The sequence below is a fragment of the uncultured Lacinutrix sp. genome (assembly GCF_947500325.1).
GTDB lineage: Bacteria > Bacteroidota > Bacteroidia > Flavobacteriales > Flavobacteriaceae > Lacinutrix.
Map to the genome: position 1 here is coordinate 81,196 of NZ_CANMRQ010000011.1, position 14,263 is coordinate 95,458.

Genomic DNA, 14,263 nt, shown 5'->3' on the forward strand with positions numbered 1-14,263 from the left:
TCAAAAACTTACTTTTGTGGCATTATTCAAAAAATATACAAATGAGCGTTTTAGTAAATAAAGATTCAAAAATTATAGTTCAAGGTTTTACTGGTAGTGAAGGTACTTTTCATGCTGGACAAATGATTGAGTATGGAACAAATGTTGTTGGAGGTGTTACTCCAGGAAAAGGTGGTCAAACTCATTTAGATAGGCCAGTTTATAATACTGTAGAAGAAGCAGTAGAGAAAGTAGGAGCAGATACAACTATTATTTTTGTGCCGCCAGCTTTTGCTGCAGATGCTATAATGGAAGCTGCGGATGCTGGAATTAAAGTTATTATTTGTATTACTGAAGGTATACCTGTTGCAGATATGATTAAAGCTTCAGACTATATAAAAGGTAAAGATTGTCGCTTAGTAGGACCTAACTGCCCAGGTGTTATTACGCCAGGTGAAGCAAAAGTTGGTATTATGCCAGGATTTGTATTCAAGTCTGGTAAAGTAGGTATTGTTTCAAAATCTGGAACATTAACATATGAAGCCGCAGATCAAGTTGTAAAACAAGGCTTAGGAATTACTACTGCCATTGGTATTGGAGGAGATCCAATTATTGGAACTACAACTAAAGAAGCTGTTGAGTTATTAATAAACGATACTGAAACGGAATGTGTTGTTATGATTGGTGAAATTGGTGGTCAGTTAGAAGCTGATGCAGCAAACTGGTATAAAGAAAGCGGAAGTAAGAAACCAATTATTGGTTTTATTGCTGGTGAAACAGCGCCTGCAGGTCGAACAATGGGACATGCTGGAGCAATTGTTGGCGGAAGCGACGATACTGCTCAAGCTAAAAAGGCAATTATGAGAAGTTGTGGGATTCATGTTGTAGATTCTCCTGCAGAGATTGGAAAGAAAGTAGCTGAGGTTTTAGGGTAAACAACCTTGCTGTTAGTATTTTAATAGTTAAATTCTGTTAAAATATATATAATATATTAACGTTATAAGTTCGTTGGCTGTAAATTAGCTGACGAACTTTTTTTTTAAACTAAACTCAATCAAAAATAATTAAAAATGAAACATTTAAAATTAGTTGTTTTGCTTATGCTTGTAGCGTTTGTCTACAGTTGTAAAGAAGGCAATGTAAACAAAGAAATAGCTTTTAAAACCGAGTCTCAAACAGATGCTAGTGGTTTTAAATACGAAACAGTAAATAATGACCCAACTGGGTTACGTTTATATACTTTAGAGAATGGACTTAAGGTGTATTTAAGTAAGAATACAGACGAGCCTAAAATCCAAACCTATATTGCAGTAAGAGCAGGCTCTAATTACGATCCTAAAGAATCGACTGGATTAGCTCATTATTTAGAGCACATGGTTTTTAAAGGTACAGATGAAATAGGAACTGTAGATTGGGAGAAAGAAAAAGTATATCTAGATAAAATTTCAGCACTATATGAGCAGCATAGAGCAGAAACAGATCCTGATAAAAAATTAGAACTGTACAGAGAAATTGATAAAGTGTCTTTAGAAGCGTCAAATTACTCTGTTGCAAATGAATATGATAAAATGACGAGCTCTCTTGGTGCAACAGGCACAAATGCTCATACTTGGTTCGAAGAAACTGTTTACAAGAATAAAATCCCTGCTAATGAATTAGAAAAGTGGTTAGAATTAGAAGAAGAGCGTTTTAGTCAATTAGTATTACGTCTATTTCACACCGAATTAGAGGCTGTTTTTGAGGAGTTTAACAGAGGCCAGGATAGTGATGGGAGAAAACGTTATGCAGCAATGTTAGAGGGATTATTTCCTAATCATCCATATGGACAGCAAAAAACAATAGGTACTGCAGAGCATTTAAAAAATCCTTCTTTAGTAGATATTAATAATTATTTCGACAAGTATTACGTGCCTAATAATATGGCAATGGTGCTAGTTGGAGATTTAGATTTTGATGATACTATTAAAAAGGTAAATGCAACTTTTGGAAATTTAAAGAAAAAAGAAGTAACGCATCCTGTATTACCTAAAGAAGAAGCTATTACTAGTGTTGTTACAAATGAAGTGTTTGGGCCAACAGCAGAAAGTGTTTCTATTGCTTTTAGGTCTGGTGGTGTGAATACTAAAGATGAAATAATGGTTACACTTTGCGATATGATTTTAGCAAATGGAAACGCAGGTTTAATAGATTTAAACTTAAACCAACAACAATTAGTTCAGAGAGCAGGTTGTTCGACAACTTTTTTAAATGATTATGGTTACCATAGTTTTAGTGGCTCTCCAAAGGAAGGTCAATCTTTAGATGAAGTAAAGACATTAATTTTAAGCCAGGTCGAGAAATTAAAAAAAGGAGAGTTTGATGATTGGATGATAGATGCTGTTGTAAATGATTTAAAAAAATCTCAATTACAGCAATATGAGAATAGTACAGCTTTAGCATCAGCATATTTCAATGCGTTTATTCATCATGAAAATTGGGAAGATAAAGTTAAATTTTTAGATGCTTTAAAAGCCGTTTCTAAACAAGAAGTTATTGATTTTGCAAATACTTTTTATAAGGATAATTATGTTGTTACTTATAAGAGAAAAGGTGAGGATAATAGTATTGTAAAAGTATCTAACCCAGGAATAACTCCAGTTAACTTAAATAGAGAGAATTCTTCAGCTTATATTAAGGCATTTAATGCTAAGCAGTCTAAACCATTAGAGCCTAAGTATGTTGATTATGCTTCAGCTATTAAGAAAACAAAAACAGATAGTGGTTTGGATGTATCTTATATTGAAAATGAGAGTAATGACTTATTTGATATGAATATCATCTTTGATATGGGAAGTGATAGCGATAAAAAACTAGGTTTAGCCGCTGGTTATTTAGAGTATTTAGGAACAGAAAAGTATACAGCAGAAGAATTAAAGAAAGAGTTTTACAAGTTAGGTATTGATTATTACGTAAGTGCTCAAGGAGAACAAACTTATGTTGGTTTAAGTGGATTGAAAGAAAACTTACCTAAAGGGTTAGAGTTGTTAGAGCATTTATGGGAAAATGCTGTTCCAAATGCAGAAGCTTATGGTAAGTATGTTGAATCTATTGCAAAAGGAAGACAGAATAATAAAACTAGTAAAGGAAGAATTTTACGTTCAGGTTTATTAAACTACGCAAAATACGGTGAGAATTCAAGATTGCGTAATATTATTTCTGTAAGTGATATGCAAAAAATTAATCCTCAAGAGTTAGTAGATTTAACTAAGAGTATGAAAGATTATAAACAGCGTATTTTTTATTATGGTAAAGATGTTGATGCTGCGGTTGGAGCTTTAAACACATATCATAAAATTACTGATAAACTTATTGAGTATCCTGAAGCTATGGCTTACATGGAAAAAGAAACTGGAGGAAATGTATACTTTGTAGATTATGATATGGTACAAAGTGAAATGATGTTTTTAGCAAAAGGAGAACCTTTTAAGCCAGAAAACATGGCTGCTTCTACTTTATTTAACACTTATTTTGGAGGAGGTTTGTCTTCTATTGTATTTCAGGAGATTCGTGAATCAAAATCATTAGCATATTCAGCGTGGTCGAGTTATTCAACAGCACGTAAAAAAGAAGATGCAAATTATGTAATGGCTTATATAGGTACTCAAGCTAATAAAATGCCACAGGCAGTAGATGCTATGATGGATTTAATGAGTAATATGCCAGAATCTGAAGATCAATTTAATGCAGCAAAAGAATCTACATTAAAGAAATTAGCGTCTCAACGAATTACTAAATCTAATGTGTTTTGGTCATACGAAAGACTTCAGAAATTAGGTATTAATGAAGATAATCGTGAAGCAATGTATAATGCTATTAAGAATATGACAATGGCAGATTTACGTAAGTTCTTTAATGAAAATATTAAAGGAGAAAACTATAATGTAATGGTTATTGGTAATAAAAAAGATATTGATTTTAAGTCGCTTAAAAAGTTAGGAGATGTACAGGAAATGGATATCGATTATTTATTCAATTACGAAAAGCCTCAAGAAGTTAAGTTGTAGAAAACATTTATTAATAGAATTAAACCTCACAATCGTATAATTTGTGAGGTTTTTTTTATTCAAAACACATAGTAATTACTATATTTGAATGACTAATTAATAAAATGAAATCTGTATATAATGCAGATGTTAAAGAAATATAAAACTAATTTTCAATGAAGTTATTAGAAGGTAAAACAGCAATAATTACTGGAGCTAGTAGAGGAATAGGTAAAGGTATCGCTGAGGTATTTGCACAACATGGAGCAAATATCGCATTTACATACAGTTCATCTGTAGATGCAGCCAATGCGCTTGAAAAAAATTTAAATAATTTAGGCGTAAAAGTTAAAGGATATAAAAGTAATGCTGCTGATTTTAATGAAGCACAAACTTTAGCAGAAGAGGTGCTTAAAGAGTTTGGAAGTATAGATATCTTAGTAAATAATGCAGGTATTACTAAAGATAATTTATTAATGAGAATGGGTGAAGAAGATTTCGATAAAGTTATAGAAGTCAATTTAAAATCTGTTTTTAATATGACTAAGGCAGTACAGAGAACAATGCTAAAACAACGTAAGGGTTCAATTATTAATATGAGTTCTGTTGTTGGAGTTAAAGGTAATGCTGGGCAAACAAATTATGCTGCTTCTAAGGCAGGAATCATTGGTTTTTCTAAATCTGTTGCGTTAGAATTGGGGTCAAGAAATATAAGAAGTAATGTTATTGCTCCAGGTTTTATAGAAACTGAGATGACAGCTAAATTAGACGAGGAAACTGTTAAAGGTTGGAGAAGTGCTATCCCTTTAAAAAGAGGTGGTAGCCCTGAAGATATTGCTAATGCCTGTGTGTTTTTAGCAAGTGATATGTCTGCTTATGTAACTGGACAGACATTAAATGTTGATGGAGGAATGTTAACTTAATTAATGTCTACACAAACACTATTATATATAATATTAGCTGGAATTGTAGCGCTTTTACTAGCGCTTTTCCAATATAAATTTAAAGTAAAAAGAGCGTCTAAAAACAATGCTCTTTTTGCTTTTTTACGTTTTTTAAGCATTTTTGGAGTATTATTACTATTAATTAATCCCAAGTTTGAACAAATTACAGTATATAATGAAAAACCAAATCTAGTAGTTGCTGTAGATAATTCTAATTCTATAGTACAATTAAATCAAGAAGGAAATGCTAAGGAAATTGTTAACTACATATCAAATAGCGAGGAATTAAATAATAAATTTAACATAGATGTTTTTTCTTTTGGTAAATCTTTAAATACAACAGATTCATTAGTTTTTAATGAAAGGCAAACAAATATAGATAAAGCTTTTAATGAGTTAAATCAAATTTATAAAAACACATTGTCTCCAACTCTATTAATAACAGATGGAAACCAAACGTATGGTAGTGATTATGAATATGTTGTTAGTAAGTATAAACAGGCTATATTTCCAGTAGTATTAGGCGATACTACACGTTATTCTGATTTAAAGATTAAACAGCTTAATGTAAATAAATATGCATATTTAAAAAACAAGTTTCCTGTTGAAGTAATATTAGTATATAACGGAGATGAATCATTAAACTCAAAATTTGAGATAAAATCTGGTAATACTGTAGTGTATTCTAAAAATGTTCGCTTTTCAAAAGAAAAGAGCTCAGAGATTTTAAATTTTAATTTGCCGGCAAATACTATTGGAGTAAAAACATATAGAGCAAGTATAGAGTCTTCGGTTAATGAAAAAAATAAAGTTAATAACAGTAAAAACTTTGCAGTTGAAGTTATCGATGAGCAAACAAAAGTAGCAATAGTTAGTTCTATTTTACATCCCGATTTGGGGGCGATAAAAAAATCAATAGAAAGCAATGAGCAACGAAAAGCGACGTTGTTGAAACCTCGTGAGTTAATTGATCAAATTGATGATTTTCAATTGGTTGTGCTGTATCAGCCAAACAATTCGTTTAAAAGTGTTTTTGAGGTTTTAAAAACTAAAAATAGAAATAAATTTATTGTTTCTGGCCCAAAAACAGATTGGAGTTTTCTTAACTCTGTAAATGAATCTTATAAGTTAGATATTACTAACCAGACTGAAGATTATCAAGCAACTTTAAATGCGAATTATAATACATTTATTGTTGAAAATTTAAACTTTAATTCTTTTCCACCATTATTATCAAGTTTTGGAGAACCAACGTTTTCTGTACCTGTAGAAACAATATTATATAAAAAAGTAGGAAGTATAGAGACTGAAGAACCACTATTGTCAACATTTGAGATAGGAGGAAGACGAGAGGCTGTTTTATTTGGTGAAAATATATGGAAATGGAGAGCTCAAAGCTATGTGAATAATAAGGGGTTTAATGAATTTGACAATTTTATAGGTAAATTAATTCAATATTTAGCTTCGAACAAACGAAAAAATAGGTTGGATATAGAGTATGAATCATTTTATGAGGGTAATAATAATGTAATTATCTCAGCCCAATTTTTTAATAAAAATTATGAATTTGATGCTAAAGAGAATTTAAAAATAACCCTAAAAGATAAAATTTCTGAAACAGTAAAAACTGTTCCCTTTATTTTAAAAAATAATAATTATCAAGTAGACTTAAGTAGTTTACCAGCTTCAGATTATGATTTCACTGTTAAAGCAACGAGTGAAAACATTTCTAAATCGGGAACTTTTAAAATACTGGAATACAACGTAGAACAACAATTTTTAAATGCAGATGTAACAAAGTTACGTAAAGTAGCTACTAATAGTAAAGGTTCTAGTTATTTTGTAGATAATTATAAAGTATTGGTTAATGACTTAATAAATGATGAGCGCTATAAACCAATTCAAAAAAGCAGCAAAAATATTGTACCTTTAATAGATTGGAAATACTTATTAGCTATTATAGCATTAACTCTTGCTATAGAATGGTTTATGAGAAAATATAACGGATTAATATAAAACTAACTTAAAAATATTATGGAAAAATTACCAAAAATAGGATTGCCAATTTTAATTGTAGTAATAATACTAGTAATTCTTTTGGCTAAATCTGCAGTAACTATAGATTCTGGTGAAGCAGGCGTATTATATAAAACATTTGGTGGAGGTGTAGTTACAGATGAACCGCCTTTAGGAGAAGGTTTTCATGTTATTGCTCCATGGAATAAAGTACATGTTTACGAGGTAAGACAGCAAGAATTATTTGAAAAAATGAAAGTGTTATCATCTAATGGATTAGAAATACAAATTGATGCTTCTGCATGGTATCAACCAGTTTATGGTGAATTAGGAAACTTACATCAAACACTAGGAGAAGGCTATTTACAACGTGTAATTCAGCCAGCTATTCGTAGTGCTGCTCGTAGTGTTGTTGGTCGTTATACACCAGAGCAATTATATTCTAGTAAGCGAGATGCTATTCAAGATGAAATCTTTACAGAAACAAAGAAAATACTTGAAAAACAGTACGTTCAGCTTAATGAAGTACTAGTTCGTGATGTAACATTACCAAATACAATTAAAGAAGCTATTGAGCGTAAACTGCGTCAAGAACAAGAGTCTTTAGAGTATGAATTTAGATTAGTAACTGCTGCAAAAGAAGCTGAAAAACAAATTATTGAAGCTAAAGGTAAAGCAGATGCTAATAAAATTTTAAGTGCATCTTTAACAGATAAGATATTACAAGATAAAGGAATTGAAGCTACAATTAAATTATCAGAATCTTCTAACAGTAAAGTTATAGTTATAGGCTCTGGAGATAGTGGAATGCCTATTATATTAGGAAACCAATAATGTTTTCTAATTTGATAAAAAAAGCGCAGCTATTATAACTGCGCTTTTTTTATGAGATATTATAAACAGGTGTTATTTTTTTATAACAAATTGTTCTGTTATTATTTTAAGTTGATTATCAGTTAATTCAGAAGTTAATTTTAATTTTTCAACAAATTGTTCAACTTCTTTCGGACTTGCAGGACAACCTAAATTGTTGCCTTTAACATCATAAGAATCAGTTAATAATCTTCCGTCACTATCAAAAATTAACCAAAAAGGAATACCAGAATTTTCTCCTTTGTACTTTTTTAAAAGTTCTAAAGCTCCTGGGTTTTCAAGATTTTTATTTTTTTTAGATTCCTTAACAACAAGATGTTCAATAACGTAATACTCTTCAAATAGTTCTTTGGTGGCTTTAGACATCATATTATTATCCATTTTTTTACACCATGTACACCAAGAAGCGTGAAACATAATAAAAACATTTTTGCCTTCTTTTTTAGCAGTTTCTTGAGCTGCTTTCATAATGTTTTCGGTAGTTTCTTGAGCTGTTATTAGTTGAGTACTTAATACTAGAGTAAAAGCCAATAGAATATGTTTAATTTTCATAGTTATATATTTATATTTTCATAAAAATAGAAATTAAATTCAAAGATGTTAGGATTTGTAAATTTAATTTCACAATCTTTGTAAAGAACAAAAAGAGACATGAACTTTATTCAATTACATCATCATCATTTTCATACTTGCAATCAAGCGAGCTGAAAGTGTATTGAATAAAATCAACATATTTTTAAACCCGTTTGAGCAAATCAAACGGGTTTTTTATTTTCTATAAGCCTATTTTGATTTAGCTCATTCAAATAAAAAAAGAAATGAGTAAACTAAAAATCGCAGTTCAAAAATCTGGTAGATTGAATGAAGATTCAATGAAACTCCTAAAAAACATTGGGATTTCTATCGATAATGGTAAAGACCAATTAAAAGCTTCCGCTCAAAATTTCCCTTTAGAAGTTTTTTATTTACGAAATGGTGACATACCACAGTATTTAAGAGATGGCGTAGTGGATATAGCTATTATTGGAGAGAATGTTTTAATTGAAAAAGGCAATGATTTACCAATTGTTGAGCGTTTAGGTTTTTCAAAATGCAAAGTATCTATTGCAGTACCTAAAATATCTAACGCTACTAGTTTAAAAGATTTAGAAGGAAAACGTATTGCAACATCTTATCCTAATACGGTTAATCAGTTTTTAGATAGAAATGGTATTAAGGCCAATCTTCACATTATTAATGGTTCTGTAGAGATAGCTCCAAATATTGGTTTAGCAGATGGTATTTGTGATATTGTTTCAAGTGGAAGTACCTTATTTAAAAATGGACTTAAAGAAGTAGAAGTACTCTTAAAATCGGAAGCAGTTTTAGCAAAATCTCCAAAGTTATCTTCTGAAAAGGATGCCTTATTAAAAAGAATTCAATTTAGAATTCAATCTGTATTAAAAGGGCAAAATTCAAAATACGTATTACTTAATGCTCCAAATGAAAAACTTGACGATATAATTAGCATTCTCCCAGGCATGAAAAGCCCAACGGTTTTACCATTAGCTCAAGAAGGATGGAGTTCTGTACACTCTGTAATTGATAAAAATCAATTTTGGGATGTTATAGATGAATTAAAAGTAAATGGTGCCCAAGGTATTTTAGTATGTCCAATAGAAAAAATGGTATTGTAATGAGAATAATAGAAAACCCAAATAAAAGTGATTGGAAAGAAGTGTTAAAAAGACCAACACAAACAGTTGATGATATTGAAACAACGGTTAATCAAATATTTGATGATATTAAAAGAAATGGCCATACTGCTATAGCAAAATACACAGCGTTATTTGATGGTGTTAAATTAGATACTTCTATTGTTTCTGTTGAAGAAATAGAAAACGCTTCAAATAAAGTCTCTAATGTCTTAAAAACGGCAATACAACAAGCTAAAGCTAATATAGAAGCATTCCATAGTGCACAAATAACAAAAAGAGTTTCTGTAGAAACAATTAGTGGTGTTCAATGTTGGCAAGAAAAAAGACCAATAGAAAAGGTTGGGTTGTACATTCCAGGCGGTACTGCACCATTGTTTTCAACGGTTTTAATGTTGGCTGTTCCTGCTAATATTGCTGGTTGTAAAGAATTAGTTTTGTGTACGCCTCCAAATAGTGAAGGTAAAATTGCTAACGAAATTTTATATGCAGCACAATTATGTGGTGTCACTAAAATAGTAAAGGTTGGTGGTATTCAAGCCATTGCTGGTTTAACGTTTGGTACAGAGTTAATACCTCAAGTTTATAAAATTTTTGGCCCAGGAAATCAATTTGTTACCGTAGCAAAACAAATAGCAACAAAGTATGGTGTTGCTATAGATATGCCTGCTGGACCAAGTGAGTTATTAGTTGTTGCAGATAATACAGCAAATGCTAGTTATGTCGCTTCAGATTTATTAAGTCAGGCCGAGCACGGAACAGATAGTCAAGTGATTTTAGTGTCAACTTCAAAAGAACTCATTAAAAACGTAAACATTGAAGTCCAAAAACAAATAGTAGAATTACCAAGAAAAGATATTGCGGAACAAGCTATTAAAAATTCTAAACTCATTTATGTAGAAAATGATAATACTGCTTTAGAGTTAATAAACGAATATGGGCCAGAGCATTTTATTATTTGTTGTGAAGATGAGGACTTATATGTTAATAAAATAAGTAATGCAGGTTCCGTATTTATTGGTAATTATACTCCAGAAAGTGCAGGAGACTATGCTTCAGGAACAAACCATACATTACCTACTAATGGTTATTCTAAAGCCTATTCAGGAGTTAATTTAGACAGTTTTACTAAGAGTATAACTTTTCAGAAAATAACTAAAAAAGGCTTAATCAATATAGGTAATACTATTGAATTAATGGCTGAAGCCGAAGGATTACAAGCACATAAAAACGCAGTATCAATTCGTTTAAAAGACCTATTGTAATATGAATATAGAAAACTTAATAAGAGACAATATTAAGGCATTAAAACCTTATTCTTCTGCAAGAGACGAATATAATAGCGTGACTAAAGCTATGGTTTTTCTTGATGCAAACGAAAACCCTTTTAATAATGGTGTTAATCGGTATCCAGATCCACATCAAATAAAAGTTAAAGACTTACTATGTAAGATAAAAGGAGTGTCATCAAAAAACATATTGTTAGGTAATGGAAGTGATGAAGTTCTTGATCTTATTTTTAGAGCTTTGTGTGAACCAAAAGAAGATAACGTAGTCACTTTGCCACCTACTTATGGTATGTATGAAGTATTAGCTAATACTAACGCTGTAGATGTTATTAAAGTTGAATTAACTAGAGATTTTCAGCCTAATTATGAAGCTGTTATAGAAGCCGCAAATAGTAAGTCTAAGATTTTGTTTTTATGCTCTCCTAACAATCCAACTGCTAATAGTTTTGATAGTAATAAAGTTGAAAAGCTTTTAATGAACTTTAAAGGTATTGTTGTTATAGATGAAGCTTATATTGATTTTTCTAATGAAGCCAGTTGGATTAGTAGATTAAATGAATTTCCAAACCTAATAGTAACTCAGACACTTTCAAAAGCTTATGGTTTAGCAGGAATACGATTGGGGATTTGTTATAGTTCTGAATTAATTATTGATACCTTAAAAAAAATAAAACCGCCATATAATATAAATGAACTTACTCAACAACGCGCGATTAAGCGAATGAGTTATATTTCTGGCGTTAAAAACGAAATTAAGATAGTAAAGGAAGAACGTGAAAGGCTAGTTTCAGAATTAGAAACAATAGATTTAATAAAAAAGATCTATCCTTCAGATGCGAATTTTCTTTTAGTAAAAGTGGATGATGCAAATAAACGCTATAATCAATTAATACAAAAAGGGATTGTTGTTAGAAATAGAACAAATCAGCCTTTATGCGAAAATTGCTTAAGATTTACTGTTGGTACTTCTATAGAAAATAACAAACTAATTAAAGAACTAAAAACATTATAAATGAAACGTGTACTATTTATAGACAGGGACGGAACAATAATAAAAGAACCAGCAGATGAACAAATTGATTCGTTTGAAAAGTTAATTTTCTACCCTAAAGTATTTCAATATTTAGCTAGAATTTCAAAAGAATTAAACTACGAAATTGTAATGATTACTAATCAAGATGGATTAGGAACAGAAGTATATCCAGAGCAGACCTTTTGGCCAGTGCATAATTTTATAATAGAAACTTTTAAAGCTGAAGGTATAGAATTTAAGGAGCAATTTATAGATAGAACTTTTGCTAAAGACAATGCGCCCACTCGTAAACCAAATACAGGCTTATTAACACAGTATTTTTCTAATGAATACGATCTTGCAAATTCATTTGTAATTGGAGATCGTTTAACAGATATTGAATTAGCTAAAAATTTAAACTCTAAAGGTGTTTTTATTAATGATAATACAAATTTAGGAACAGATGAAATAACTGTTAAGCGCGAAGCTTTAGAGCAATATATTGCTTTAGAAACTAATGATTGGGAAGCTATTTATACGTTTTTAAAAGCAGAAGAACGAACAGGAAGTATTATTAGAAATACAAACGAAACTAAAATAGAAATTGATTTAAATCTTGATGGCACTGGACAAAGTAAAATTGATACTGGTATTGCTTTTTTTGATCATATGTTAGATCAAATTGCTAGGCATGGTCAATTAGACTTAAATATTAAAGTAGATGGAGATTTAGAAGTCGATGAGCACCATACCATTGAAGATACAGCAATTGCTTTAGGTGAAGTTTTTGCAGAAACTCTAGGAAACAAATTAGGTATTGAACGTTATGGTTTTTGTTTACCAATGGATGATTGTCTGTCTCAAGTTGCAATTGATTTTGGTGGAAGAAATTGGTTAGTATGGGAAGCAGATTTTAAGCGCGAAATGGTAGGCAAAATGCCAACTGAAATGTTTTTTCATTTTTTTAAGTCTTTTACAGATGGCGCAAAATGTAATTTAAATATAAAAGCAGAAGGCACAAATGAACATCATAAAATAGAGGCTATTTTTAAAGCTTTTGCAAAAGCTATTAAAATGGCAGTAAAACGAGATGTAGAAAAAATGATTTTGCCATCTACAAAAGGTATGCTGTAATGAAATTAGTAATTATAGATTATGGAGCAGGAAATATTAAAAGCATTCAATTCGCTTTTAAACGCTTAGGCTATAAGGCAATATTATCAAGTGACCCTAAAGAAATTAAAAGGGCGGATAAAGTTATATTTCCTGGTGTTGGAGAAGCTAGTTCAGCAATGCAAAAACTAAAAGAAAGCGGTTTAGATATATTAATACCTAAATTGAAACAACCAGTTTTAGGCATTTGTTTAGGAATGCAATTGCTTTGTAAATCTACAGAAGAAGGAAATACAATTGGCTTAGGAGTTTTTAATGTGGAAGTAAAACGATTTTCAAATAAAGTAAAAGTACCGCAAATGGGTTGGAATACTGTAACAAATTTGAAGTCTAAATTATTTGAAAATGTTAAAGAAGATGCGTTTATGTATTTAATACATAGTTATTATGCAGAAGCTAATACACAAAGTATAGCAACTACCAATTATGGGTTGAATTATGCTTCCGCATTACAAAAAGATAATTTTTACGGTGTACAATTTCATCCAGAAAAGAGTAGTATAGATGGAGAACAAATTTTAAAGAATTTTTTAGAGTTATAATATGAGAATAATACCAGCAATAGATATAATAGAAGGGAAGTGCGTAAGATTAACAAAAGGAGATTATAGTACTAAAAAAATATATAATGAAAACCCTTTAGAAATAGCAAAAGCATTTGAAGCTTCAGGAATTCAATATTTACACGTTGTTGATTTAGATGGTGCAAAAGCTAAACATATTGTAAATTATAAGGTTTTAGAAGAAATAGCCACAAAAACAAATTTAAAAATTGATTTTGGTGGAGGATTAAAATCTGATGAAGATTTACATATCGCTTTTAATTCTGGTGCAAATCAAGTTACAGGAGGAAGTATAGCAGTAAAGAATCCTGAGGTCTTTAATAAATGGATTACTAAATATGGACCTGATAAAATTATTTTGGGCGCGGATTGTAATAATGAAAAGATTGCCATAAATGGTTGGCAAGAAGAGAGTGAATTAGATGTTATTCCATTTATTAAAAATTATCAAGCTAAAGGAATAGATTATGTTATATGTACAGATATAGCGAAAGATGGGATGTTAGAAGGTCCTTCTTTTGAGTTGTATACGCGTATTTTAAGTGATGTAGATAATGTTAAATTGATTGCGTCTGGAGGAATATCTACTTTTAATGAGTTGCCAAAGCTTAAAGAAATGGGCTGTGAAGGTGTTATTATTGGTAAGGCTATATATGAGAATAAAATAAGTTTAAAACAATTAGAAACACTTATCTAAT

General features: G+C 30.5%; 12 protein-coding genes. 11 read left to right on the forward strand and 1 reads right to left on the reverse strand.

The genetic code is table 11. The annotated features are described in order from the left end of the window. Positions 1-41: 41 nt before the first annotated feature. The 5 genes from sucD to Q0997_RS13520 all read left to right on the forward strand — a co-directional run bounded on the left by sucD (position 42) and on the right by Q0997_RS13520 (position 7,795). Complete coding sequence (gene sucD, locus Q0997_RS13500; RefSeq protein ID WP_299889736.1) at positions 42-914, forward strand: succinate--CoA ligase subunit alpha; 873 nt, start codon at positions 42-44, stop codon at positions 912-914. Positions 915-1,049: 135 nt separating this feature from the next. Next, positions 1,050-4,022, forward strand: a complete 2,973-nt coding sequence (locus tag Q0997_RS13505; RefSeq protein ID WP_299889738.1) for a pitrilysin family protein — start codon at positions 1,050-1,052, stop codon at positions 4,020-4,022. Positions 4,023-4,177: 155 nt separating this feature from the next. Continuing rightward, entirely contained in the window at positions 4,178-4,924 is a 747-nt protein-coding gene (fabG, locus tag Q0997_RS13510) for a 3-oxoacyl-[acyl-carrier-protein] reductase (protein WP_299889740.1), read from the forward strand. A gap of 3 nt (positions 4,925-4,927) precedes the next feature. Next, positions 4,928-6,961 carry a VWA domain-containing protein gene (locus Q0997_RS13515; RefSeq protein ID WP_299889741.1) on the forward strand — a complete coding sequence of 678 codons (2,034 nt, stop codon included), beginning with the start codon at positions 4,928-4,930 and terminating at the stop codon, positions 6,959-6,961. 18 nt (positions 6,962-6,979) lie between these two features. Next, positions 6,980-7,795 (forward strand): prohibitin family protein, encoded by an 816-nt coding sequence (locus Q0997_RS13520; RefSeq protein ID WP_299889743.1) that lies wholly within the window; start codon positions 6,980-6,982, stop codon positions 7,793-7,795. A gap of 72 nt (positions 7,796-7,867) precedes the next feature. On the opposite strand, the gene Q0997_RS13525 is transcribed toward Q0997_RS13520, so the two are convergent. Beyond that, positions 7,868-8,386 carry a thioredoxin family protein gene (locus Q0997_RS13525; RefSeq protein WP_299889745.1) on the reverse strand — a complete coding sequence of 173 codons (519 nt, stop codon included), beginning with the start codon at positions 8,384-8,386 and terminating at the stop codon, positions 7,868-7,870. A gap of 266 nt (positions 8,387-8,652) precedes the next feature. Between Q0997_RS13525 and hisG the strand changes: the two genes are divergently transcribed. The 6 genes from hisG to hisA are packed head-to-tail and all read left to right on the forward strand — an operon-like array spanning position 8,653 to position 14,262. Further along, the gene (gene hisG / locus Q0997_RS13530) at positions 8,653-9,510 is read left to right on the forward strand and encodes an ATP phosphoribosyltransferase (RefSeq protein ID WP_299889747.1); all 858 of its coding nucleotides are present in this window, start codon (positions 8,653-8,655) and stop codon (positions 9,508-9,510) included. Continuing rightward, positions 9,510-10,793 (forward strand): histidinol dehydrogenase, encoded by a 1,284-nt coding sequence (hisD, locus tag Q0997_RS13535; RefSeq protein ID WP_299889749.1) that lies wholly within the window; start codon positions 9,510-9,512, stop codon positions 10,791-10,793. Before hisG ends, hisD begins: the two co-directional genes overlap by 1 nt. Before the next feature lies 1 nt (position 10,794). Further along, on the forward strand, positions 10,795-11,829 hold the full coding sequence (gene hisC / locus Q0997_RS13540) for a histidinol-phosphate transaminase (protein ID WP_299889751.1): 1,035 nt from the start codon (positions 10,795-10,797) through the stop codon (positions 11,827-11,829). Then, on the forward strand, positions 11,830-12,963 hold the full coding sequence (hisB, locus tag Q0997_RS13545) for a bifunctional histidinol-phosphatase/imidazoleglycerol-phosphate dehydratase HisB (protein WP_299889752.1): 1,134 nt from the start codon (positions 11,830-11,832) through the stop codon (positions 12,961-12,963). Further along, positions 12,963-13,544: an imidazole glycerol phosphate synthase subunit HisH gene (gene hisH / locus Q0997_RS13550; RefSeq protein ID WP_299889754.1), complete on the forward strand. Its 582-nt coding sequence runs from the start codon at positions 12,963-12,965 to the stop codon at positions 13,542-13,544. The genes hisB and hisH overlap by 1 nt, the downstream gene beginning before the upstream one ends. A gap of 1 nt (position 13,545) precedes the next feature. Beyond that, positions 13,546-14,262 (forward strand): 1-(5-phosphoribosyl)-5-[(5-phosphoribosylamino)methylideneamino]imidazole-4-carboxamide isomerase, encoded by a 717-nt coding sequence (gene hisA / locus Q0997_RS13555; RefSeq protein ID WP_299889756.1) that lies wholly within the window; start codon positions 13,546-13,548, stop codon positions 14,260-14,262. Position 14,263: the final 1 nt, after the last annotated feature.